This window comes from Streptomyces sp. MAI_2237 (genome assembly GCF_054189285.1).
This window is the reverse complement of record NZ_JAJPGQ010000005.1, coordinates 112,006-134,761: the sequence shown is the minus strand read 5'-3', so window position 1 is coordinate 134,761 and position 22,756 is coordinate 112,006. Positions and strand designations below refer to the sequence as shown.

The following is a 22,756-nucleotide window of genomic DNA, read 5'->3' as shown; positions in this document are numbered from 1 at the left end:
GGGCAAAAATCTGTCAATGACCTGTACGCCGTGCCTAGGGGGCCGCGCCCGGTCGGCGCAGGTGTTGACATTTGTCATCTCGGGCCGATGACGCGACATCACTACCGGTCGGCCGCCGCCCGACGGGAGCCTGATGACCATGGGAACGACACAGGCAGTGCTGACGGTCGAAGGACTGCGTCACCGGTACGGGGAGACGGTCGCACTGGACGGTGTGGACCTGCGCGTCGACCCCGGCGAGTGCGTCGCGCTGCTCGGGCCGAACGGCGCCGGCAAGTCGACGCTGGTGGCGCTCGCGGTCGGGCTCCTCGTGCCGCAGCACGGGACGGTGCGGATCCTCGGCGGAGATCCGCGCCGCGCGGCGACCCGCCGACGCCTGGGTGTGGCGCAGCAGACGCTCGGGTTCCCCAACACCCTGACCGTGAACGAGTTGGTGACCGGCGCCGCCGTGCGCGGTGGCCGGCGGCCCGCGGCGGCCGGTCCGATCCTCGCGGAACTGGGACTGACGGACCTCGCGTCCCGGCGCGTGCCGAAGCTCTCCGGCGGTCAGAAGCAGCGCGTGCAGCTGGCGATGGCGCTGGTGACCGAGCCGGACCTGCTGATACTCGACGAGCCCACCGTCGGTCTGGACACCATGGCCCGGCGGCACTTCTGGCAGATCCTGGCGCGTCGCCGAGCGCAGGGCACCGCCGTACTCGTGACCACGCACCTGATCGAGGAGTCGGCCGCGGTGGCCGATCGCGTGGTGGTGCTCGACCGCGGCCGAATCCTGGCGGACGCGCCCCCGCAGGAACTGGTGTCACGGTTGCCGGACCGCACGGTGACCGCCAGAACCGGCATGGACCAGGCCGAACTGGAGCGCCTGCCGGACGTGTTGTCGGTCAGGCACGAGCACGACCTGGTGAAGATCCAGACACGTTCGCCCGAGGACCTGCTCCGCGTGCTGCTCGACCGTGACCCGGCGCTGTCCGAACTGCGGGTGCAGGACGCGGGCTTGGAGGAGGCCGTCGTCGCGCTGACCGCCGGTGAGGAGATGGCGGCGTGAGCGGGATGATGCGTCGCGTCTTCGGTGTCGAGCTCCGGGACGAACTGCGGGCTATCGTACGGGAACCGACCTCGCTGTTCTTCGGCATTCTCATGCCGGTCGGCCTCTTCGTGCTGTTCAACCTGCTGTACGGCAAGGACACCACCCAGGGTCTTTCCGCCGGGACGGCGATGGTGGCCACGTTCGGCACGTACGGAGTGATCACGGTGGCCGCGCTGCAGCCGGGCATAGGGGTGGCGCAGGACCGCGACCTGGGCTGGCTGCGCATGAAGCGGGTGTCCGCGGTGCCGATCGGCATCAGCCTGACCGCGAAGGCCACGGCCGCGCTCCTGTACGGGGTCGGCGTTCTCCTGCTCATGGGGGCGGGGGCGGCCGCGTTCGGCACTCTGCACGCCTCGGGGTGGGCGCTGCTGCGGGTGGCGCTGGTGCTGCTGCTGGGCAGTGTCCCGTTCACGCTGTTCAGCGTCGCGGTCGGGTTCCGGTTCCGTACGGGCGCGGCGATCGCGCTCCTCAACGCGGTGCTGTTCCCTCTGGCGATGCTGTCCGGCCTGTGGATCCCGATCCAGTTCCTGCCCTCGGTCGTACAGAAGATCGCGAAGTTCCTGCCCACCTATCACCTGGCCCAGCTCGGACTCGCCCAACTGGGCCACGGCACCACCGTGATCCACGTACTCGCCCTGGTGCTCACCACGGTGGTGGCGGCCGGTGTCGCCGCGATGTCCTATCGCCATGCTCGGATATGAGCACGGTCGCGGACATGGGTACCGTCGCGGGCATGAGCACCGTCGCAGACATGAGTGCGGGCGCAGAGACCCTCGACGCCTCCCCTTCTCCTTCCGGGTCGGTGGCCGAACGGCTGCTGACCTGGGAGTGGGTTTATCTCGGCTACCTGCTGTTCGTGCCGGCGCAGCCGTACTTCACACCCGATCCCGCCTGGTGGGAGTGGCCGCTGGCGATCGCCGTGTGTGTGCTGACGGCGGTGCTGTACGCCCTGGCGCTGCTGCGGGGCCGGTCCGTGCGGCAGATCTGGACGTCGATCGTGCCCATGGCCGTCCTCGGCGCTCTGGCCACGCCGTTCAACACCAACGCCAGTGTGCTGTTCATCTACGCGGCGGCTGCGGCCGGCAACTCCCTGCCGCGGCATGCCGCCCGCTTGTGGTTCGTCGGTCTGACGGCGCTCGACGGCGTGACGGTGCTGGTGTCGCGGGTGCCGATGCCCTACCGGCTGTGGGGGTTCGTTCCGCCGCTCGCGCTGATCTGGGTGATCGGGCTGCTCGAACTCCGCCAGCACGACCGGCGGCAGGAACAGGAGAACGAGCGGCTGCGCAGCTCGCAGGTCGAACTCCTCGCGACCATCGCGGAACGCGAACGGATCGCGCGTGATCTGCACGATCTGCTCGGGCATTCGCTGACCGCGGTCGTGATGCGCGCGCAGCTGACCAAGGAACTGGTGCTCGCCGACCCGCAGCGGGCGCGTGCCGAGGCCGAGGAGATGGAACGCAACGCGCGGGAGGCGCTGGCGGCGGTGCGCAGCACGGTCACCGGCTGGCGGCAGACCGACATCCGCACCGAACTGGGGGCGGCCCGGCGGGTGCTGGCCGGGTCCGGGGTGACACTGCGGGTCGACTTCGACGACGAGCTGATCCTTCTGTCGCAGGCCGAGCACGAACTGGGGCTGGCGTTGCGGGAGGCCGTGACGAACGTGGCCCGGCACGCACGGGCGTCCGTCTGCCACATCGGACTGGACGCGGACGACGAACGGCTGCGGCTGGTGATAGCGGACGACGGGATCGGCGGCGACGCCCCGGAGGGCACCGGGCTGACCGGGCTGCGCGAGCGGGTCGCGAAACTCGGCGGCGCGGTGCGGCGCACCGGCTCCGCCGGCACGACCCTCACAATCACGGTTCCGGTGGAGGCGGCCCGATGATCCGGGTGGTACTGGCCGAGGACCAGGGCATGGTGCTGAGCGCGTTCGCGTCCCTCCTGGATCTGCAACCGGACATCACGGTGGTGGCGACCGCGACCAACGGCGACGACGCACTGGCCGCGGTCCGCGAGCACCGGCCGGACGTGCTGGTGACCGACATCGAGATGCCCGGCCGCAGCGGTCTCGACCTGGCCGCGGATCTCAACCGACTGGGCGACCACACCAAGGTGTTGATCGTGACCACCTTCGCGCGCAGTGGCTATCTGCGGCGGGCGGTCGACGCGGGGGTGGCCGGGTACGTCCTCAAGGACGCGCCGATCGGCGAACTGGCTGCGGCCCTGCGCCGGGTGTACGCCGGCGAGCGGGTGGTCGCGCCGGAACTGGCGATGGCCGCCTGGGACGCGGCCGATCCGCTGACCGACCGGGAACGCGAACTGCTGCGCGCGGTCGCGGACGGGGCGAGCAACGCGGAGATCGCCGGCCGGATGTTCCTCGCCGAGGGCACGGTACGCAACTACCTGTCCACCGCGATGGCCAAACTCGGTGCCCGCAACCGGACCGAAGCGGCCAGAACAGCCCAGACCCGCGGTTGGCTCTGATACCGGAAGCAGTTCGGGACCCGTCCGGCCGCGCCGGACGGGTCCCGGTTCGTGGTGACGTCGTCAGCCGGCCAGGGCCGGGAGCCGGTCGGGCACGACGAACTGCGTGTCGCGCAGGGCGAACTGCAGGTCGTGCAGAGGGCGGCCGGTGCCGTGCCAGATCGACAGGGCGTAGACGCTGATCGGGTAGTGCACCCAGCGCGGCGGCGCCCATACCGTGCCGCGCACCGTGCTCCCCTGTCTGCTCGTGTCGAGACTCGACGGTACGTCGCCGGATGCGACGAGCAGGTTCCAGCCCTGCTTCGGCACCGCGAACTCCGCTTCCTCGAGCACGCCGCGCAGACTTGCCCGCATGATCGTCGTCGCCGCGATGTCGAGTGACAGGGCGCCGTCGACCAGCACACGGTCCACCTCGAAACCGGAGTCGGCCAACCCTGCGCACAGGTGGTCGACCGCGGCGTTGAGCAGGTCCGCGGTGGCGCGTTCGGTGGAGACGCTCCGGCACAGCAGTGCCTGGAAGTGCACTTCCTCGGGCACGACGATCTGGTCGCCGATGACCGTCTTGAGCAGCGGCATGTCCAGCTCGGCCGGCTCCCGGTAGGCGATGGCGATGTTGCGGGCGACGGCCCGCAGGAACGGGTCGGGGCAGTCATGGAGGAGGAACGACTGCAGCCGCGCGCACAGTTCGACCATGCGGACGCCGGTGGTGGCGTGGATGACCCGCAGTGCGCAGCGCAGAAGGATCTTCTGGAACAGGGTCATGGCCACCCGGAACTCCATGCCCCTGACCCAGTCCTCGGACGTCATGGCCTCGTGCGCGACGACGACGTCGGCGATGAGTTCGGGATTGGTGACGTCGCCGGGCATCCAGCGGGTCTCGAGAGCGTGTTCGTCCTTGAAGGACGCGTGTGAGTATTCGGTGTTGTTGAGCAGAAGCAGCGGATAGATCACCGGTGAACCGCCCGCGCTCAGTACCTCTTCGATTCCGTTGAGGTACGAGTCGTACGTCTCACCGGGCAGGCCCCCAGATCAGATCGGTGTAGGTGGGCACGTCGAGTGCGCGGAACCGGGTCAGCAGCCGGCGGTAATGGTCGGTGCGGATGTTGGAGCGGTTGGCGATCTTCAGTACTTCGGCGTCGAAGGACTGCGCGGAGAGCGTGATCGCACCCGTGAGATCGGCGGCATGCAGCATGCTCGCGATTTCAACTATACGTTCGTTGCTGTTCTTCGCCCAGTTCGTGCTGACGATGAGCCGCTTGTCGTAGCGCTTGCTGAGTTCGACGATGTGCTCGGCGATCTGCCGGTCACGGGCGAGGATGCCGAAATTGGCGTCCGCGATGAACAGCGTGGCGTCCGTGGGCATCAGCCGGATCAACCGGTCGAGCTCGGCGAAGATCCGGTCGAGGTCGAACTGGCGCACCTTGGAGTTGGTCGCACCGCCCCAATAGCAGAACGCGCACCGGTACGGGCAGCCGCGGTTGGTCTCGTACACGATCATGGACGAGCCGGTGATTTCCTCGTCGGAATACACCGGGGTGAGGATCGGCGAGACGATCTGCTCGAGGTCGGTAATGCGATCCGCATCGGGATTGGTGACGAGGTTTCCGTCGGCGGCCCAGTAGCTGATTCCGGGGATCGTGGCAAGGTCGCCTTCGGCCAAGAAGCAGTGCAACAGGTCACGGAAACGCAGTTCGCCTTCGCCGTGCACCAGTACATCGACCCAGGGAGCCTCGGCGAACAGCGCTTCCTGCTGGTGGCTGACGTCGTTGCCGCCGACCACGATACGGCAGTTCGGCCAGCGCTCCTTCACCCGCTGGGCCAACTCCAGGGATTGCGCGCGGTTCCAGAAGAAGACGGTCAACGCGACGACGAAGGGTTCGTCCCATGAATCGAGCAGCTCTGTCATCGCCTGGTCGCCGCCGCTCTGTTCGCGCACGCTGATCCGGAAATCGCAGGCGTTGTCAAGAGCGGGGTCGGCGACGGACGTCGCCTTGAGGTATCCGAGGGTAACGCTGTATCGGACACCGTGCATCGCGGTGAACTCGACGAGCTGCACCGGTCTCTTATCGGTGGAGATCATGGCTTCACATCCGTACAAAGTCGGGCGCGGTGGGCTTTCCGTACACGGAAATGACTCTTCGAGTAGAGATTGTTGTCCACTGGATGAGTAAGAATACCCTGTATCTGATTGGGTGGATGGAGGAGTTGTGTGATGAACATCGAGGAAAGAGAACGAAGTGGTTCCGATTGGCTAGAAGCCCCGAATCGATGTCGGTCCAGACCCGTTGAATTGTCTTCAGGCCGCGACCGAATGGTCCGCGGGATCGTCGACGCCATAGCCGATCCCGCCGGGCCCAGAGCCGTACTGATCCTCGGTACCGGCGGCACCGGGCTGAGCACCGTGCTCAAGCAGGTATGCCAGGAGTTCGGCGACGACCGCACCTGGTTCGTCGCCGCGCGGCCCAGACAGCCGCACTCCGCACTCGGCAACGTGCTCAACAACTTGCGCGCGCTCCACCCGAAGGAGCGGTCAGACCGGCCGGACACCGTGCTCGCGATCGACGACGCGCAATGGGTCGACGCCGGCACGATCAGACGGCTGACGTCACTGGTCCGCGCCTCGACCGACACAGGTCTGCGCTGCGTGTGCACGGTACGGGTCGACGTCCCGGCCGCCGCCCAACCCCAGCTGGTGTCCGAACTGGTCGATGAACGGCTCGTCGACGTCGTCTGGCTCCGGCCGCTCGACGAAACCGGACTCGCCGCCCTCATCACCGAACGCTCGGGTGCCGAACCCACGGCCGAACTGGTGCGCCACGTAGGCAGACTCGCCCGGAACCGACCCAAGGCGGTCGGCATCGCCATCGACGCGCTGACCGCCGCCGACGGCATCCGCGTCGTCGATCTGCGCACCCATCTCGTCCGCCCGGACGCCGAACCGACGCTACGGCCCCAGCACCGGCTCCTTCAGGAACTGCGTGGGCTCGGTGCGACCACGTGGTCCGTGGCAAAGGCCGCGGCGGTTCTCCATCCGCTCGGCGACGCCATGCCGGAACTCGTTGCGAAAGCAACGGGCCTGTCGCAGCCCGAGGTCACGGAGGCCCTCCACGTGCTGCGCGCGAACGGAATCGTACGGCAGGCGCGGGACGGCGGTCGCTGGATCTTCCGGCTTCCGCTGGTGCAACGGATCCTGATGGGCCAGCCCGGCCCCTACGAACGCCGCCGCCTCGCCGAGGTGGCGGTCACGGCGGTCTGGACGGGACGTGCCCGCTGCACCGACCCCGACTACCTCGCCGATCAGCAGGCCTGCGCCGGACGCATGCTCGACGAACGACGTGCCAAGGCGGAACTCCTCGCACACGCACGGGCATCGATGTACCGGCCCTCCGGCTCCGGTCCCGGCTTCGGGGGCGGATCAGCGGGCCGGCCCGGCTCCCGCTCCGGTGCCAACGCCGGCGTCTGGCTGCGGGTCGCCGCCGAACTCTCCTCGGACGAGACGGAACGCGTGCGCATCCTCTGGGAATCCGCGCGCGTGTTCGCCGCGCAAGGCAGAACGGCCGAGAGCCTGGCGACCCTCGAATCGCTGCTCAACGACGTGTCCACCCAAACCGGCTGCACCTCCCTCCTCATCGACATCCACCTGGCCCACATCTCCATGCTGCGCGCCACCGGCAACCAGGCCGCCCTCAACTGGCTGGCCCGGGGCGAGACATGGCCCTGGGCGCCCGACCCGGTGATCCAGGCCGTGACCAGAGCGGGTGCGTCCTACGCACTCGGCCAGTGGAAACGGGTCCGCGAACTCCTCTACGACGTCCCGCGCCACGAGGCCCCGCCCGACGGCCCCACAGACCACGCCGGACAGCACGACTACCCGGCCCGCCGCGCGGAGGTCCTCGCCTCCCTCGCCGCGCTGTGGCAAGGCCAACCCGACCGCTTCACCGAGCACCTGTCCGGCCCGGATGAGCGAGGCCTCCCCTACACCGCGGCCCTCCTCACTCTCGGGGAACTGACCGCAGCCGAAGGAACACTCAGCCGCAGCGGCGGCCGCCCCGAGCACCTGGCACTCGCCGACCAGGCCGTACTGGCCGCGCGCCGCGGTGAGTTCACCCGCGCGCTGAAGCTCACGCGCCGCTGCCTCGCTCCCGACGCGACGCCCAGCTCGGACCCGAGCCGAATCGGCATGATCCAGACCGCGGCACTGATCCTGCTGGCACGCGGCCAGCTGAGGAAGGCGAGCGAGCTCATCGACCGCGGCCACGGCGGAGGCCGCACACCGCTGCTCCATCTGCTCGCCGTCCCCCAGGCGCGCGCCGCGATGGCACTCGGCGAGCACCGGCAAGCGGCACGCATTCTCGACCAGGCCGTCACGTACGCGTCGAACGGCGACACAGTGGTCGGCACCGACGAGATCTGGTTCGCTTCCGCACAGCTCGCCGTCGCGACGGCAGACCGCGACCGACTCGGCATGTGCTCGCGCGAAGCCGACACGATCGCGAGCAAACTGCGCACGGACCGCGCCGTCGCACACAGCCTGCTCGTCAAGGCCGCCATCGACCCGCACTCCGGTCCAGCCGCCCTGAACGCCGCCCGCGCCCTGGGCCAGCCGTTCGAACTGGCCATGGCCATCGAACACCTGGTGCGCGTCGGCGCGGCCGACCCGCAGTCGCTCCGAGAGGCGTACGGCTTGCTGGGCCCGCTCGGCACGCTGCTCGTCCGGGCGCGGATGCGGACGCTCATGCGCGAACACGATGTCGCGGTGCCCGACCGCCAGGCCGTCGTGGAGGAGAACGAGCGCCTGCTCGCGGTGCTGGTCGCCCAGGGTTTCGGCAACCAGCAGATCTCGGCGCTCCTCGGCGTCAGCAGGAGAAGCATCGAGTCCCGGCTCACCAGACTGTTCTCCCGATCCGGCTACCGCTCACGGCTGGAACTGGCGATGGCGATGCTTCACGACCGCCCCGAGCCACCGCGGACAGCCGACGCGTGCGCACAACAGTCCCTGTCTTGACGCCGTTCCTGGCTCACCGGCATTCGTCTGCCTCGCGGGCGGTCGGGGTCAGGCCAGAACGGGGGCATGGGATCGCCGCCCCGCTGAGCGCCGAGGAGCGCTCTACGATGTTGGGGGAGCGGCCCGCGGCCGGTTCGCCGGGCTGTCGCCGCCCGGTCCGTCCACGTGAGGAGACGATGGTGCAGGGAAAGAGCGCACTGCTGCTCGTGGGCGCCGTCGTCGCGGTCTGGATGGTGGCCGTGGGCCCCAGATTTCCCGGCGGTGCCTCATCCGCTGAGTCGCAGCCGCAGGCGACCGACCACGACGCCGTACCGAACCGCGTCATGACATGGAACATCTGCAACCCGTGCAAGAGCGGTGACGTCGACCTGGCGGGGGAGATCGCGGCCTTGGCGCCTCAGGTCATCGGGTTGCAGGAGTCGTGCACAGGTGAGGTCGAGCGGATCCGGAACTACCTCAAGAGCCGCCACGGGCTCGACTACCACGTCGAGTACGGCACGGTTCTGCGGAGCTGGGGTCGCTGCGGAGGAGCGCCGTGGAAGCCGGGGGGCTACGGCGAAGCCATCCTCTCGGCGGCGCCGATGACCGACGCCGTCGCCGTGGAGTATCCCGACGGCGGGTCCGAGGACCGTGGATACATGGCGGTCACGACCACGGTCGGCGGCCGACAGGTCAGGGTGTTCAATACTCACCTTGCCGAGCGACGCCAGGAGTCGGTCCGGGCGGAGCAGGTCGACGTCCTCGCCAAGGCGGTCGCCCACCACGACCGCGCGATCGTCATGGGCGACTTCAACGCGGTGCCGTACGCCTCCGAACTCGGCCCGATGTGGCGGCTGGCCACGGACACCGACCCCAAGTGCCGTCCCTCGTCCGCCGACGGCTGCAAGCCGACCACGGACTGGCGGAGCAAGTTCGACTACATCTTCCTGCGCGGCGTCGACGCCCGCGACCACCATGTTCGGCCGAGTGCCTACTCGGACCACCACATGCTGTACACCGATCTGGCGCCCGACAAGGCGGCCAGCTCATAGGGGAATGCGCCTCGCCGTCATGAGGTGCGGTTCGAGTCGTTGGTGTCGGTGGTGCTGCCGCTCCGGTTGAGGAGGTAGGCGCCGGTCGCGACGCCTTGCAGGATGCTGCCGGCGGTTGCTTCGGCCGACAGGCCGGTGGAATCCAGGACGTGGGCCTCAAAGACGCCCACGTCGCTGAACTGGCCGTGCAGGGAGCGAATCGGCTCCGGGTCGGTCAAGGCGTCGTCGGCCCGGCTCGTTGCCCGTTCCAGGGTCGTCTGCTGGTCCGGCCGAAGGATGACGTAGCTCAGCGGCAGGGCCCGCTCCTGGGCGGTCTCACGGAAGAGGTCGATGAACCAAGGCCCGACGACCCCGTCGCAGATCACCTGGTAGCCGCCGTCGGCGTACCCGAACGCTGCCGAGACGAGTACCCGCAGGACCACCTGGTTCTGTTGATGAGCCTCGGGCAGGTAAGGCGCGATCCAGCCCTGCTCGATATAGCGCCAGAAGTCGTCGCTGTGCAGGTGGACACTGGGAGTCAGGCGACTGGCCAGCAGGTGTGCCACGGTGCTCTTGCCGGCTCCGGGCGGCCCGGTCAGGACGATCACCTGACCCCGGCCAGGGGACGTCCGAGAGAGGGATGGCGCGTTCATGCCGCCACGATGCCACGTCCGACCAGCACTCGGCTTGTGGCATGGGGCTCTGCAACGACAGGGGGCTGCACCTACTGATCAGGGACGTGCTTCGTCGGCCGATGATGAACAGCAGGCCGCTCTGACCAGCACGTCAGAGCAGGCTTGAGACGCATTCCTCCCCAGCGTGAACGCCCACGGATGGCTGGAATCTCCTGCGCTCGGCGTGTGCCTTGCGGTCCCATGGGCGGGGGAGCGGTGCAGACTGTCGGCATGGCCGAAAACGAAGCGCAGGTCAGCCCTCCTGAGTCGCTCTTGCAGTTGATCGACAATCTCGCGCGGTTCCACCGCGAGCATGAGGAGTACTACTCTCAGGCGCCGTTGCGGCAGGCCGGTGAGCTGCAGGCCGGCTCTCGGGTGCTGAAGGCGCTGGCTGACCGGTGGAGCGAGGTCAGCGTGGGTGAGCAGACGTCCTCGGTCGGGTTCGCCGGCACTCAGGACCTGAACGCGCCTGGGCTCGTCGCCGAGTCGGGAGTGCTGTTCATGGAGGGTGAGGGCGAGCCGACCGAACTGCAGCGGTTGAAGCGCGAGGTCCGGCAGGTCGCCGATGACGTCGAGCAGACGGGTACCTGGCTGACTCAGGCGATGGAGCAGGCATGGGAGATCGCGGGGAGCTTGGCCGCGTACCCCGCGCTGGCCGACCTGCTTGGGGAACGGCACCGGATCATCTCCAACGACTGGCAGTCGGCTGCGCTGCAGTGCCTGATCGCCCGGTTGCTGCGGCGCGCCCTGGACCTGCTGGCCAAGGTCGACTTCACACCGGCGGCACTGCGGGCCGACCTGGCGGGTGAACGGCACGCCCCCGCCTACTTGTATTCGGCATCCGAACTGCTGGATCGGGCGGCCGACCTCACGGCGGAGTCGGCGATGCTGGTGCACGACAACGAACGTCGCTGGCGTGTCTTCCGCGCCCGCGTCCGCGAGCTGCAGTCCGCCTAGCAGGTCGGCAGGGGAGACTACAGCGCGAGAGGAACTCTGTACGGCGCGACTGACGCGTCTGCAACAGGCTGCGGATATGAGCCATCGACGGCACCCGGGAGAGGGCGTTCGCCGCGCTCGTCGCGCAGGCCGACGCGGAGGAAGGCCTCAACCGGGTCGTCTCGGTCGACTCCACTGTCGTGCGCGCTCACCGGTACGCAGCCTGGTCCCGCAGAGAGCAGCCCCGGCCCGCGAGCCCGATGACAATGCCAGCGGCCGGTCTGGCGGTGGGCTGACCACAAGGATCCACCTCGCCTCCTATGCCCACTGTCGGCCACTGGCCTTCGTGCTCACTGCCGGACAGGCCGGTGACGCATCTGCGCCCTGTCAGGTGCTGTTCGGCGGCTGTGCCGTGCAGCTCATCTCTACCCCCGCGCTCTCGGCCAGAGGACGGCGTCAAGCGGATGTGTCGGCCTGCCCGGTGCCAGGTGAGGTGGCCACCTGGGGGGAGCGGAGGACGAGCAGGGTGATCTCGCTGGGAGCGAAGACGCGGAAAGGCGGCCCCCAGAAGCCCGTGCCGCGGCTGGTGTAGAGGAGGGTGCGGGCGCCGTGGCGGCTGAGGCCGGCGAGGGCGGGCTGGTCGAGTCGGACCAGGTGGTGGAACGGCCAGATCTGGCCGCCGTGAGTGTGCCCGGAGAGCTGGAGGTCGATGCCGTCGGCTGCTGCCCGGTCGACGAACTTGGGCTGGTGCGCCAGCAGCAGGACAGGCAATTCGGGGTCGGCGCCGCTCAAGGCTCCGGCGAGATGAGCGCCGTGGCCCGCCAGGCCGGAGTTCTCGGCGGTGACGTCGTCCACGCCGGCGACCACGAGGGTGTCGCCCCCGCGTTCGAGCAGCAGATGGCGGTTGCGCAGCGGCTCCCAACCCAGCTCGCCCATCAGGTCGACCCAGCCCTGGGCTTCGCTGTAGTACTCGTGGTTACCGGTGACGTACACCCGGGCCCGGGTGGCTTGCACGGTTCCGAGTGGGGCGGCTTGGGCGCGGCGGCGTTGAGCCGTGCCGTCCGCGATGTCGCCGGTGTGGCAGACCAGGTCGGCTTCCAGGGTGTTGACCCTCTCGCACACCCGTGCCGACCAGCGGGCCCGATCGAGGGGACCGTAGTGGGTGTCCGTGATGAGTACGACGCGGAGGCCGTCCAGACCGGCACCCAGCCGCGGGAGCTGCACGTCGAGTCGGCGCACGCGCGGGACGCGGCGGGCCTCGATGTAACCCCAGCCCACCATGAGGGCGCTTACGCCCAGGGCGGCCCACGTGACGATGCGGGCCTGGTCCTGACCTTCGCCGACGCCGGCGATGGTCAGGGCGAGCCGCAACAGGACGCCGAGCAGAACGGACCAGGTGAACAGAATCCAGCTTGTTCCCAGCAGGGTGTCACCGATGATCGCCGCCCAGTCCTGCTGACGCCGGCCGTGACCGCGCGCCATGGCGAGCGGCATACCCGTGAGACCGAGAGCGAACAGGGCCGTGCCGAGCAGTGTGATGGGCAGCGGCCAGTGCTGGCCCATGTACAGCAGCACCCAGCACGGAACGGCCCACAGCAGGACGGGGGCGACGAGAGGGATGTAGCGCATCACTCGGTACAGTCGGCTCCGCCGCCGTACTTGCGCATGGCCCTCGGTGGTTCGGGTGCTGCTGGTGTTGGTCATGCTTGCCCTTCCCCACCAAGCTGCCGTCACGTGCACTTTACCTGGTTGCCCTTGGGCGGCCCGATTCCGTGCCCGGATCAGCGCTCACCGGGTGCCGAAGCGAGTGCGGAGCCATCACCCGACCCGATCACCACCACCCGCCCCGATCACTGCGAAGATCGCCGCAGATGCCGGACCGTAGCCACCTCCGACGTGACGCCCAGACATCGAGGTCTTGCCTGTGCCTCGCTCACGTGGAGACGCAGATGCGATGAAGGCAGGAGGCGTGTCGGGAACAGGCCGGTCCGGTCGGCTGGTTGCATCGATCGAGGGACCGGCGCCGCTCGGGGGACCACGGAGACCACAGCGTCGTCCGCCACACCGTGGCCCGGATCTTCAGGACGGCGGCAGGGCCTGCCGCGCCCGTGGACCAAGACGTACTTCGCAGGAGGATTGATCGATGCTCAGTCGGCCTTTGACACTCATGGCAGTACACGCTCACCCCGACGACGAGGCCACGGGAACCGGAGGGATCTTGGCACGGTACGCGGCGGAAGGCATCCGCACGGTTCTCGTGACGTGTACCGACGGCAGCTGCGGTGATGGACCGGGGGGTGTCAAGCCGGGTGACCCCGGGCACGACCCGGCAGCGGTCGCGATGATGCGCCGTCAAGAACTCGAAGCGAGCTGTGAGGTCTTGAAGGTCAGCGATCTGGAGATGTTGGACTACGCCGACTCCGGGATGGCGGGGTGGCCCGGCAACGACGCTCCGGGGTCGTTCTGGCAGACCCCCGTGCAGGAGGGCGCTGCCCGGCTTGCGGAACGGATGCGGCACTACCGACCTGACGTGGTCGTCACCTATGACGAGAACGGCTTCTATGGCCACCCCGACCACATTCAGGCCCACCGCATCACGATGGCGGCGCTGGAGATGTCCGGGCTGACGCCGAAGGTGTACTGGACCACCATGCCTCGCTCGATGATGCAGCGGTTCGGCGAGATCATGCGCGAGTTCAACGAGGAGATGCCCGAGCCGGATCCGGCGGAGGCGGCCGCGCTCGCGGAGATCGGCCTCCCCGACGATGAGATCACCACATGGGTGGACACCACCGCGTTCAGTGGTCAGAAGTTCGACGCTCTGGCCGCGCACGCCAGTCAGGGGGAGAACATCTTCTTCCTCAAGATGGGCAAGGAGAGGTTCGGTGAGTTGATGGGCATGGAGACCTTCGTCCGTGTCCAGGACGCCACCGGTACGGCCACACCCGAGGACGATCTGTTCGCCGGACTGCGCTGATCCCTCCGTCCCACCGGCGGGTGAGAGCCTGCCGGCCACGCAGCTGATGACGGGATGGCCGTCCTGGCCCTTGAAGACCAGGACGGCCACCCCGCGCCATGACCTGCCGGTCGCACGTACTGCGTCAGCCGGCTTGAAGACCGACCGCCAGCGTCAGTTCAAGGACCCGGTGCGGCGAGGCGAGATCGGGAAACAGCTCCCGCAGCTGTGCCATCCGGTACCGGACGGTCTGAGGATGGACGAACAGCGCCTTCGCCACCTCGTCGCGCCTGCCCTGGTGCAGCAGCCACGCCCGCAGCGTCTCCTCCAGCCGCTGTGCGGTCGTGACAGGCAGGGTCTGCAACGGTGCGAGAGCTCGGGCTCGCAGGTCTGCGAAGGCGTCCGCGTCGGCGCTCAGCACCAGCTCAGGCAAGTGGTCCTCGGTGTCGCGAATGTCGCCCGCGAGGGAGCGTGCGCGTACGGCTCGTGCGTACGAGGCGGACGCGCGCGTCCATGGCCGCGCCGGACCGACCACGGCCGTGCGTTCGGTCAGCTGCCGTAGGAGATGGGACCGGTCGGCATCGGGGACGAGCAGTACACCGGTGGCGTCCGGCAGATCGTCGAGGACGAGGGTGCTCGGGTCGAGTGTGCGGTAGGCAGGCCGGGCCTGGGCGCTGGGCAGCAGGACGGCGGTCAGGGAAACGGGAGGCTGCCATCCGGCCCGTTGAGCAGAGACCAGCAGCACGTCCGGAGTGGCGCCGGCGAGGAGGTCGCGGGCCAGATGCTCCAGGTGGCGTTCGTGCTCCCTGCCCCGGGCGGCCAGTTCGTCGGCGTGCCCCGCGGCGCTCGCTGCGGAGAGCTCGTCGATATAGGCGAAGGTCAGTTCGGCGAACTTGGCGACCTCGGCGGCGGGCAGGCCCGCGGGTACGGCACCCGCTGCGAGGCACCGCCAGGCCACGCGGGCGCCGACGCGGTAGGCGCTGAGCAGGGCGTCCATCGAACGGCCGTCGCGTACCTCGCCGCGGCCCAGCTCGTAGGCCGCGTCACCACCGTCGCCGCCTGTGGCGTTCCCGCTCGCGAGGTCCAGGTAGTGTCCCAGGGCGGTGCGCACGGCTCGGCGGATCGTGGCGCCCATGTGGCCCGACAGGGCGTTGGCGTAGGGCGGGACCTCGTCGATGATCGCCTGGACGACTTCGTCGGCGGTGGTCTTCAGCGCGCCCCGAAGTACGGTGACCGTCGTCTCATCCAGGGCCAGTTCGCTGGCCCTCCGGATCACTTGACTCACGTTTTCATTCCCTGCGAACAATTCCACCGACCAAATTCACGTCCTACGGTCAGGACTTTACGCCCTGAGACGCAGCAAGCTGGAGTCATGACGAGTACTGCCCTGCGCAGCAGGGCGTGGAAACTGCTGGAGATGGTCACGACGCCGCTGCTGCCGTCGGACTACCTCGACCTGGTCAGCCCGCTACGGGCAGGCGCTGACCTGCGCGGACGCATCGAGGCCGTGCATCCGGAGACGGGTGACGCCGCGACCATCGTGATCAGACCGGGACGGGGCTGGCGCGGCCACACGGCCGGTCAGTACGTGCGGATCGGGGTCGACGTCGACGGGGTGCGCCTGTGGCGCGCCTACTCCATCACCTCACCGACCAACCGCCAGGACGGCCGCGTCACGATCACCGTGAAGGCGATCCCGGACGGCAAGGTCAGCAACCACCTGGTCCGCAAGGCACAACCGGGCACGCTGATCCAGCTCGACCAGGCGACCGGTGACTTCGTCCTGCCGCAGGCCAGGCCCCCCAAGGTGCTCTATCTGACCGCCGGCAGCGGCATCACACCCGTGATGGGCATGCTCCGCGACACCGAGTTCGACGACGTCGTCATGATCCACTGCGCGCCGCAGCCGCGAGACGTGATCTTCCGCAGTGAACTGCACGACCTGGTCGCGGACAAGAAGCTGCGGCTCACCGAGGTGCACACCGACACCGACGGCATGCTCGACATCGCCCGTCTCGGCGAACTCGTGCCCGACTGGACCGAGCGCGAGACCTGGGCCTGCGGTCCCGCGGGCCTGCTCGACGCCGCCGAAAAGCACTGGAGCGAGCACGGCGTACCAGAGCGCCTGCACACCGAACGCTTCCGCCCCAGCATCGTCGTCGCCGGTGACGGTGGCGAGGTCACGTTCAGTGCCACCGGCAAGACCGTCGACGCGGACGGCGCCACGCCGTTGCTGGACGTCGGCGAGGAGGCCGGCGTGCTCATGCCCTCCGGGTGCCGCATGGGCATCTGCTTCGGCTGCGTCACGCCGCTCAAGGCCGGCGCCGTCCGCGACCTGCGTACCGGCGAGATCACCGAGTCCGAGCCGGGCGTCCTCATCCAGACCTGCGTGTCCGCCGCGGCGGGCCCTTGCGACATCGAACGGTAGGAGCACCTTGACCGCCATCGACCCCACCGCCCACCTGACCGCAGAGCAGATCGAGGAGCTCGGCCGCGAGCTGGACGCGATCCGCGACGAGGTGATCGCCAGCCGGGGCGAGAAAGACGCCGCCTACATCCGCAAGGTCATCTCGGCCCAGCGCAGGCTCGAGCTGGTCAGCAGGGGCGTGCTGCTGTTCTCGTTCTTCCCGCCCGCGTGGCTGGTCGGCACCGCCGGTCTGTCCGTGGCGAAGATCATGGACAACATGGAGATCGGCCACAACATCCTGCACGGCCAGTGGGACTGGATGCGAGACCCGAAGATCCACTCCACTACCTGGGACTGGGATCACGTCTCGCCGGCCGACCAGTGGAAGCACTCGCACAACGAGCTGCACCACACGTACACCAACGTGCTCGGCAAGGACAACGACCTCGGCTACGGCATCATGCGCGTCGACGAGGACCAGAAGTGGCAGCCGTTCCACCTCGGCCAGCCGTTGTGGAACTTCATCAACGCCTGCTTCTTCGAGTACGGCATCGCCGCGTACGACCTGGAGCTCGGCAAGAACCTGAACAAGCGCCGCCGCAAGAACCCGGAGTTCCGGGCGCGGGCCAAGGCCGTGGGCCGCAAGATCCGCAAGCAGGTACTCAAGGACTACGTGATCCACCCGCTGCTGTCGGGCCCGTCGTTCCTCAGCACGCTCGCCGCCACGTTCACCGCGAACATCGTCCGCAACCTCTGGTCCCACTCTGTGATCATGTGCGGGCACTTCCCCGAGGGCGTGCAGGTTTTCGAGCGCCGGTCGATCAAGGGCGAGACGCGCGGCCAGTGGTACCTGCGCCAGATGATGGGCTCGGCCAACATCAGCGGCAGCAAGGCCATGCACTTCATGACCGGCAACCTCTCGCACCAGATCGAGCACCACCTCTTCCCGGACCTGCCGAGCAACCGGTACGCCGAGGTCGCGGTGAAGGTGCGCGCGCTGTTCGAGAAGTACGAGCTGGACTACGTCACCGGTCCGCTGCCCAAGCAGGTGTTCTCGGCGTGGCACAAGGTCGTCCGGCTGTCGCTGCCGAACAAGAAGAAGTCCGTCGTCGAAATGCCGGAACGCGAGCAGGAGCTCGTCGCCGCCTGAGCCGCGGTACTGGTTCAGATGTTGCGGCCGTCCCGGCGGCGCCGCTGGTTCGGTGAGACCAGCCGTCGACGGCGGGCGACCGCGACATCAGCCCGTACGGCACGGAATCCGGGCAGCCCGGTGTCCGGCTGGGCTGCCCGGACGTGCGGCAGGGAAACTCCGTCAGGTCCACGAAGGTCTCGCGACGGACTTTTCGCAGGGCGTCCGGCTGGGCCCCGTAGCGGGTCCTGGCCGGTCTGGCCTGCATGCAGCGGACGCCGGGACGCTCGGGCGTGCCGGCAGGACCGTGGAACTGCTCGACCGGTCGACCCCGCCTCGCCCAGGGGCGCCGACGACGAAGAACTCCGCCGGCTGGCGCGCCCAGAAGAACGTCGACGCCCTTTCGCAAGCGAGCCCCATCGCCCCCGGCATGCAGGGCGGCCGGTGATTGCGTGACCAGCTCCCGTCCGGCACACGCGCCCACCGACTTCCGCCGCGGAGCCACCTGCGACCTGGTCGAGCTCGCCGCTGCGGTGTTGAGTATCAGCTGTTGAGGTCGAACACGCCCCACGCGGTGAACGGCTTGGCCTGGACGTAGATCCTGCTTCCCCGGGCGACGACTCGTGGGCGGCCGGGGGCAGAACCATCAGGAAGGGTGAGCAGGCCGACGTCTGTCGGCTCAACGGATGCTTCGGTGAGCTCTCCGTGGGCGAGTCGGTCGCGCTCCTCGCCATAGCCGCCGTAGAAGGCGACGCGATCGCCGTGGACGGCCACGGCATGGGCGCCCCGGATGCGGTTCGCCCAGACCCGCACGGGCCGGTCGGCGCGTATCTCGGCGAGTGGGAAGTCCGTGTAGGGGCACGCCCAGGCGGCGGTGCCCGAGACGTTCAGGGCGTAGCAGTCGAAGAGACCGGGGATGCCGGCTCCGTCTGACGTCCAGGTGAGTCGGCCCGTGGAGCTCCAGCGGCGGATCCCGGCCGGGTTCTCGTCGAAGTGCCCGACCCAGATCTGGCCGGCCTCATCCACGAGCAGGTGCTCGATGGCGTCTCCGACGGAGAAGGACGAGGTCTCGCGGCCGAGCGCGTCGAAGACCTGGACTTGCCTGGCGTCCTCGAAGCGGCGGCCGCGCGACGCGGCGACCACGAACCCGCCGTCGGGAAGACGTCCCAGATGCGGCCAGCGGGCCCGCACGGCGTTCAGCTCAGTGCGCTCGACGTGGCCGTCCGGGTGGACGGAGACGACCAGGGCTTCGAACGGCGGGACTTCGGCGCCGGGCTGCGGGGCGCGATCGGCAAGCAGCCAGTGAGCGGTGCCGAATTCGTCGACGGTACTGGTCAGGACGTGGCGCTCGTGGTGGGCTCGGGGAAGACGGGCGTAGGGGATGAGGGCGGTCTTCTGCATGGGCGGGCTCTCCTGGACAGGCGGTCACGGCCATCGGGCGCTGCGGTGAGCGACGGTGGGGGCGCGCGATCGGTGGAGAGCGGAGCGGGGCGCCTAGCGGGCATTGCCCTTTCTGGTTGCCATGCCGTGATCATCGTCGAGGTCGAACCTCGTGACAAACCGTTTTTGACGACCGGCCATTCGTGTTCGTCAACCGCCGTACCGAAGGGCGAGGCAGTGCGCAAGATTTCAGGGGCAGCGCCGCGAACTCACCGCCGCCGGCGTGGCGATCGCCTGGGTCGTCCCGCACTTGGCTCGGGGGGTTCGGCGGGCCGCCCCTGGCTGTGCGGGCCAGGGGCGGCGGTGTGGACGCTCGGCTGTGGTGGTCAGATCTGGCTGGCTCCACCGTCGACGTATATCTCGGCACCGGTCATGTAGCTGCTGGCCTCGCCGGCGAGGAAGAGGACGGTTTCGGCGATCTCCTCCGGGCGGCCGAGCCGCTTCATGGGCACCCCGGCGGCCAGTCCCTGAAGCAGTTGTTCGGCGGCCTCAGGACCGCCCGCGAGGCCGCTGAGGCCGGGTGTCTCGATCGGCCCGGGCGCGATGCTGTTGACGCGGATGCCGCGGGTGACGAGCTCCGCCGCCCAGCTGCGGGTCAGGGAGCGCAGCGCGGCCTTGGTCGCGGCGTAGACGCTGAAGGAGGCGGCCCCCTTGGTGTCGATGTTGGAACTGGTCAGGATGATCGATGCGCCGGTGGTGAGCAGAGGGAGTGCCTTCTGCACGGTGAACAGGGTGCCGCCGACGTTGGTGTTGAAGGTGTCGGCGTAGTGGTCCCAGGTGATGTCGGGCAGCGCCGCGAACTCACCGCCGCCGGCGTTGGCGAAGACGATGTCGAGGCTGCCGTGCTGCTCGATCTGAGCGAAGAGTCGGTCGAGGTCGTCGAGGTTCGCGACGTCGGCACGTACGCCGGTGGCGCGGTCGCCGATGGAGGCCACCGCCTCGTCGATGGCTTCCTGGCGGCGGCCCGTGAGGAAGACGTGAGCGCCTTCCGCGGCGAGCCGCCGGGCGGTGGCCAGGCCGATGCCGGAGGTGGCGCCGGTGACGAGGGCGGTCTTGCCGTCCAGCTGTCCCATGAGGGGTTCTCCTTTTCTGTACCGTTCGGTACTCAAGTCGTTCGGTAGTGGAGAACCACGGCACCGGAGCACCTATTCCGTACCGCTCGGTTAAAATTTTCGGGACCGACACAGGAGGGCGTCATGGCGGTACGCGGCAGACCCCGGGGATTCGACGCGGAGGCCGCGCTGGATCGTGCCGTGGAGGTCTTCTGGCGTCAGGGATACGAAGGGGCCTCGCTCACCGACCTCACCGAGGCCATGGGCATCAACCGCACGAGCATGTACGCGGCGTTCGGCAACAAGGAGGAACTGTTCCACCGGGCCGTCGCCCGCTATGCCGAGGCCGACATGGCCTACGCTCGCGAGGCCCTCGCGGCGCCGACGGGCTACGAGGTTGTCGAATCCTTCCTGCGGGCCAACGCCGACGCGCTCACCCGCGCCGACCGCCCCTCGGGGTGCCTGTCCGTGCAGGGCGCCCTGGCCGAGGGCGGCGACAGCGGCCGCATCGCCAGGTTCCTGGCCGACAGCCGGCTCGCCGGCGAGCGTGCCCTGGCGCACCGGCTGGCCCGCGCCGTCGAGGACGGCGATCTGCCCGCGGAGGCCGACCCTCACGCACTCGCCCGCTACGTCATGGTCGTCAGCGAGGGCAACGCCGTACACGCTGCCGCCGGTGCGACCCGCGCGGCCCTCCACGCCACCGTCGACATCGCCCTGCGTGCGATACCTCGGATTCCCGCACACGCGGCCGCCTGACGGTGCCGCCACCACGCCACCTACGACCTGATCGCCCGCACCCGGCCCACGGACCGAGGACGGCACGTCGCGGCGGCCTTCATGGCCCTATGGCCCGGTGAAGACGAACGCTCCGTGCCGGCGCGCACTCCTCACGCGCGACGAGGCCGTGCTTGGCCATGCGCGAGTGGTGATGCGAGACCCTGCTCTTGCACCGCCCGAGCACCTTGGCGAGGTCCTGGATGCGCGGCCGGTCCGCGGGAGTGCGGGTCGGCTCTGCCGGCACCGCCACCACCCGCTCTCATGCGTGAGTGAGACATCGGGGCTCCCAGACCGGCAGACCGCAGTCGAAGGCACTGAGTGAACCCGGACGAGGACTCGGTGGCTCCGGGGGAGATGCGTGATGTTGCACGCGAGGAGATCCACCGGCGCTTCGGACTGCTGGCGGCGGGTGACATCGCATCGGTCGAGGCGCTGCCCTGGCAAAGATGACCGGCCTTGCGCTGGTTCACTCCTTGCGGGCTGGAGTTGCGCTTTCGTCACCTGCTCGAGCAAGTCCGAGGCAGCCACGTTTTCGCGGCGCCCAAAAGTCCAGGTCGACGCTCATCCGTTCGGACGCCCGCTTGGGGCCTCACCCGCGCTGCCAGACGCTGTCCACGACATCATGGCCACTCACCCCCAAGGAATCGTCGACGCAGTCACCGTAGCCGGCGCCCAGACCTTGGGCCGACAAGGGCTTTCAGGGGGGCGTGGGGAACGATCTGCGCGGCCCATCACGGCCGTTGGAAGACGTCAGCCGGAAGCCCGGCGTACGCCTCCGACGCCAAGCTCCACGCTGTCGGCGAGCAGGCCATCGTCACCCTCAAACGCTGGTGTCTCCTCCGCGAACTCCGTTGCGGCACCACCCGCATGACCGACATCGTCAAGGTATGGACATCAACACCGGCAAGGGAGCCGGCTCGCCATGGCAGACATCGAAGTCACCTACGACAGAGCTGTGAATGCGGCGTACCTGTACCTCACCGAACCCCACGGCCGAGAGACCTCCGCGCGCATGTACGCATGTGACCCGGTGGGCGTGGACGGCATGATCAACCTCGACTTCGACGAGCAGGGGCGCCTCATCGGCATCGAGGTGCTGGCGGCCAGTTCAAAACTGCCCGAATATCTGCTCCGGTCCGCGGAGCGGCTGGACACCGAGGGTGCATGAAGCGCTGGTCGCGGGATCTGGGCGAGGTCACAGCAGACGGTCGACCAGGCCGTCGACGTAGTCCGGGGTGAGCGGGACCATGCCGAACAGGACGCGGATATACATCGGAGCCAGGACGTGGTCCAGCACCTCGAACGCGTCGGGTGCGCGCTCGCCGCGGTCGCGGGCGCGATCGAGCATGGACTGCAGTTGCCGGGTGCGTTCGGCGCGAAGCGCGGCACCGGCCTGCAGCCCCTGCTGACCGCTGCTCGACAGGGCGAAGGCCAGGTGCAGGACGGCCGGTCCGTCAGGTCCGGTGATCTCGCGGGCCACTTGGGCCGCGTAGGTGCGCAGGTCGCCGTCGAGACTCCCGGTGTCGGGCATCGGTGACTGCGCATTGAGGCGGGTGAGCGCCACGTCGGTGAGCAGGGCTTCGAGGTTGCCCCACCGGCGGTAGATGCTGCTGTCGGCCACGCCCGCGCGGGCTGCGACATCGCCGACGGTGAAGTTGCCGTAGCCCCGCTCGCTGATCAGGTCGGTGACGGCCTGGTGTACCTGCGTGCCGACGCGGGCGCTGCGCCCACCGGGCCGTCGGGCTCGCTGTCGCTCGTTCATACCGCCACCTTAACGCAGTTGCCGCTTGCGTTTGCGG

General features: G+C 68.9%; 20 protein-coding genes and 1 pseudogene. 13 read left to right on the top strand and 8 right to left on the bottom strand.

Features of this window, described 5'->3' with window-relative positions:
• Window positions 1-139 precede the first annotated feature (139 nt).
• Genes LN251_RS28750 through LN251_RS28735 form a run of 4 tightly spaced genes read left to right on the top strand, consistent with a single transcriptional unit; the run spans window position 140 to window position 3,571 of the window.
• Window positions 140-1,045 (top strand): ABC transporter ATP-binding protein, encoded by a 906-nt coding sequence (locus tag LN251_RS28750; protein WP_458247094.1) that lies wholly within the window; start codon window positions 140-142, stop codon window positions 1,043-1,045.
• Window positions 1,046-1,050: 5 nt separating this feature from the next.
• Window positions 1,051-1,788 (top strand): ABC transporter permease, encoded by a 738-nt coding sequence (locus LN251_RS28745; protein WP_058927709.1) that lies wholly within the window; start codon window positions 1,051-1,053, stop codon window positions 1,786-1,788.
• A gap of 32 nt (window positions 1,789-1,820) precedes the next feature.
• Window positions 1,821-2,972, top strand: coding sequence for a sensor histidine kinase (locus LN251_RS28740; protein ID WP_458247093.1), 1,152 nt, complete (start codon window positions 1,821-1,823; stop codon window positions 2,970-2,972).
• A complete protein-coding gene (locus LN251_RS28735; protein WP_458247092.1) occupies window positions 2,969-3,571 on the top strand; it encodes a response regulator in 603 nt (200 codons plus the stop codon). The genes LN251_RS28740 and LN251_RS28735 overlap by 4 nt, the downstream gene beginning before the upstream one ends.
• 63 nt (window positions 3,572-3,634) lie before the next feature.
• On the opposite strand, the gene LN251_RS28730 is transcribed toward LN251_RS28735, so the two are convergent.
• Window positions 3,635-4,522 carry a hypothetical protein gene (locus LN251_RS28730; protein WP_458247091.1) on the bottom strand — a complete coding sequence of 296 codons (888 nt, stop codon included), beginning with the start codon at window positions 4,520-4,522 and terminating at the stop codon, window positions 3,635-3,637.
• Between the two features lie 58 nt (window positions 4,523-4,580).
• Window positions 4,581-5,651, bottom strand: a complete 1,071-nt coding sequence (locus tag LN251_RS28725) for a radical SAM protein (RefSeq protein ID WP_458247090.1) — start codon at window positions 5,649-5,651, stop codon at window positions 4,581-4,583.
• 231 nt (window positions 5,652-5,882) lie between these two features.
• Between LN251_RS28725 and LN251_RS28720 the strand changes: the two genes are divergently transcribed.
• Window positions 5,883-8,576 (top strand): hypothetical protein, encoded by a 2,694-nt coding sequence (locus tag LN251_RS28720; protein ID WP_458247089.1) that lies wholly within the window; start codon window positions 5,883-5,885, stop codon window positions 8,574-8,576.
• Between the two features lie 176 nt (window positions 8,577-8,752).
• A complete protein-coding gene (locus LN251_RS28715; RefSeq protein ID WP_458247088.1) occupies window positions 8,753-9,607 on the top strand; it encodes an endonuclease/exonuclease/phosphatase family protein in 855 nt (284 codons plus the stop codon).
• Window positions 9,608-9,624: 17 nt separating this feature from the next.
• Here the strand turns inward: LN251_RS28715 and LN251_RS28710 are convergent, their stop codons facing one another.
• Complete coding sequence (locus LN251_RS28710; RefSeq protein ID WP_458247087.1) at window positions 9,625-10,239, bottom strand: AAA family ATPase; 615 nt, start codon at window positions 10,237-10,239, stop codon at window positions 9,625-9,627.
• A gap of 252 nt (window positions 10,240-10,491) precedes the next feature.
• On the opposite strand from LN251_RS28710, the gene LN251_RS28705 reads away from it, so the two are divergent.
• Entirely contained in the window at window positions 10,492-11,217 is a 726-nt protein-coding gene (locus tag LN251_RS28705; protein ID WP_458247086.1) for a hypothetical protein, read from the top strand.
• 435 nt (window positions 11,218-11,652) lie between these two features.
• Here the strand turns inward: LN251_RS28705 and LN251_RS28700 are convergent, their stop codons facing one another.
• Window positions 11,653-12,900 carry a metallophosphoesterase gene (locus LN251_RS28700; protein ID WP_458247085.1) on the bottom strand — a complete coding sequence of 416 codons (1,248 nt, stop codon included), beginning with the start codon at window positions 12,898-12,900 and terminating at the stop codon, window positions 11,653-11,655.
• Window positions 12,901-13,339: 439 nt separating this feature from the next.
• Here LN251_RS28700 and LN251_RS28695 point away from each other — a divergent pair, with 439 nt between their 5' ends.
• A complete protein-coding gene (locus tag LN251_RS28695) occupies window positions 13,340-14,173 on the top strand; it encodes a PIG-L family deacetylase (RefSeq protein WP_458247084.1) in 834 nt (277 codons plus the stop codon).
• 124 nt (window positions 14,174-14,297) lie between these two features.
• Here the strand turns inward: LN251_RS28695 and LN251_RS28690 are convergent, their stop codons facing one another.
• Window positions 14,298-15,437 carry a PucR family transcriptional regulator gene (locus LN251_RS28690; protein ID WP_458247083.1) on the bottom strand — a complete coding sequence of 380 codons (1,140 nt, stop codon included), beginning with the start codon at window positions 15,435-15,437 and terminating at the stop codon, window positions 14,298-14,300.
• Between the two features lie 87 nt (window positions 15,438-15,524).
• Here LN251_RS28690 and LN251_RS28685 point away from each other — a divergent pair, with 87 nt between their 5' ends.
• Together LN251_RS28685 and LN251_RS28680 are read left to right on the top strand one after the other, a co-directional pair.
• Complete coding sequence (locus LN251_RS28685) at window positions 15,525-16,580, top strand: ferredoxin reductase (RefSeq protein WP_458247082.1); 1,056 nt, start codon at window positions 15,525-15,527, stop codon at window positions 16,578-16,580.
• Between the two features lie 7 nt (window positions 16,581-16,587).
• Window positions 16,588-17,709, top strand: a complete 1,122-nt coding sequence (locus tag LN251_RS28680) for a fatty acid desaturase family protein (RefSeq protein ID WP_458247081.1) — start codon at window positions 16,588-16,590, stop codon at window positions 17,707-17,709.
• Between the two features lie 522 nt (window positions 17,710-18,231).
• Here the strand turns inward: LN251_RS28680 and LN251_RS28675 are convergent.
• Both LN251_RS28675 and LN251_RS28670 read right to left on the bottom strand, forming a co-directional pair.
• Window positions 18,232-19,089 (bottom strand): hypothetical protein, encoded by an 858-nt coding sequence (locus LN251_RS28675; RefSeq protein WP_458247080.1) that lies wholly within the window; start codon window positions 19,087-19,089, stop codon window positions 18,232-18,234.
• 365 nt (window positions 19,090-19,454) lie between these two features.
• Complete coding sequence (locus tag LN251_RS28670) at window positions 19,455-20,201, bottom strand: SDR family NAD(P)-dependent oxidoreductase (RefSeq protein WP_458247079.1); 747 nt, start codon at window positions 20,199-20,201, stop codon at window positions 19,455-19,457.
• A 123-nt stretch (window positions 20,202-20,324) separates the two neighbouring features.
• Between LN251_RS28670 and LN251_RS28665 the strand changes: the two genes are divergently transcribed.
• From LN251_RS28665 to LN251_RS28655, 3 genes and pseudogenes are all read left to right on the top strand, one after another.
• Entirely contained in the window at window positions 20,325-20,936 is a 612-nt protein-coding gene (locus LN251_RS28665; protein ID WP_458247078.1) for a TetR/AcrR family transcriptional regulator, read from the top strand.
• A gap of 568 nt (window positions 20,937-21,504) precedes the next feature.
• A pseudogene (locus LN251_RS28660) lies at window positions 21,505-21,842 on the top strand (IS5/IS1182 family transposase); the annotation flags it as partial.
• 37 nt (window positions 21,843-21,879) lie between these two features.
• Window positions 21,880-22,125, top strand: a complete 246-nt coding sequence (locus LN251_RS28655; RefSeq protein ID WP_458247077.1) for a DUF2283 domain-containing protein — start codon at window positions 21,880-21,882, stop codon at window positions 22,123-22,125.
• Between the two features lie 27 nt (window positions 22,126-22,152).
• Here the strand turns inward: LN251_RS28655 and LN251_RS28650 are convergent, their stop codons facing one another.
• Window positions 22,153-22,719 carry a TetR/AcrR family transcriptional regulator gene (locus tag LN251_RS28650; RefSeq protein ID WP_458247076.1) on the bottom strand — a complete coding sequence of 189 codons (567 nt, stop codon included), beginning with the start codon at window positions 22,717-22,719 and terminating at the stop codon, window positions 22,153-22,155.
• Between the last annotated feature and the right edge of the window lie 37 nt (window positions 22,720-22,756).

Excerpts from the sequence above, each read along its gene's own strand:
- LN251_RS28750 (WP_458247094.1), top strand. The coding sequence starts at position 140 with ATGGGAACGACACAGGCAGTGCTGACGGTCGAAGGACTGCGTCACCGG.
- LN251_RS28745 (WP_058927709.1), top strand. The coding sequence starts at position 1,051 with ATGATGCGTCGCGTCTTCGGTGTCGAGCTCCGGGACGAACTGCGGGCT.
- LN251_RS28740 (WP_458247093.1), top strand. The coding sequence starts at position 1,821 with ATGAGCACCGTCGCAGACATGAGTGCGGGCGCAGAGACCCTCGACGCC.
- LN251_RS28735 (WP_458247092.1), top strand. The coding sequence starts at position 2,969 with ATGATCCGGGTGGTACTGGCCGAGGACCAGGGCATGGTGCTGAGCGCG.
- LN251_RS28725 (WP_458247090.1), bottom strand. The coding sequence starts at position 5,651 with ATGATCTCCACCGATAAGAGACCGGTGCAGCTCGTCGAGTTCACCGCG.
- LN251_RS28720 (WP_458247089.1), top strand. The coding sequence starts at position 5,883 with ATGGTCCGCGGGATCGTCGACGCCATAGCCGATCCCGCCGGGCCCAGA.
- LN251_RS28715 (WP_458247088.1), top strand. The coding sequence starts at position 8,753 with ATGGTGCAGGGAAAGAGCGCACTGCTGCTCGTGGGCGCCGTCGTCGCG.
- LN251_RS28710 (WP_458247087.1), bottom strand. The coding sequence starts at position 10,239 with ATGAACGCGCCATCCCTCTCTCGGACGTCCCCTGGCCGGGGTCAGGTG.
- LN251_RS28705 (WP_458247086.1), top strand. The coding sequence starts at position 10,492 with ATGGCCGAAAACGAAGCGCAGGTCAGCCCTCCTGAGTCGCTCTTGCAG.
- LN251_RS28700 (WP_458247085.1), bottom strand. The coding sequence starts at position 12,900 with ATGACCAACACCAGCAGCACCCGAACCACCGAGGGCCATGCGCAAGTA.
- LN251_RS28695 (WP_458247084.1), top strand. The coding sequence starts at position 13,340 with ATGCTCAGTCGGCCTTTGACACTCATGGCAGTACACGCTCACCCCGAC.
- LN251_RS28685 (WP_458247082.1), top strand. The coding sequence starts at position 15,525 with ATGACGAGTACTGCCCTGCGCAGCAGGGCGTGGAAACTGCTGGAGATG.
- LN251_RS28675 (WP_458247080.1), bottom strand. The coding sequence starts at position 19,089 with ATGCAGAAGACCGCCCTCATCCCCTACGCCCGTCTTCCCCGAGCCCAC.
- LN251_RS28670 (WP_458247079.1), bottom strand. The coding sequence starts at position 20,201 with ATGGGACAGCTGGACGGCAAGACCGCCCTCGTCACCGGCGCCACCTCC.
- LN251_RS28665 (WP_458247078.1), top strand. The coding sequence starts at position 20,325 with ATGGCGGTACGCGGCAGACCCCGGGGATTCGACGCGGAGGCCGCGCTG.
- LN251_RS28655 (WP_458247077.1), top strand. The coding sequence starts at position 21,880 with ATGGCAGACATCGAAGTCACCTACGACAGAGCTGTGAATGCGGCGTAC.
- LN251_RS28650 (WP_458247076.1), bottom strand. The coding sequence starts at position 22,719 with ATGAACGAGCGACAGCGAGCCCGACGGCCCGGTGGGCGCAGCGCCCGC.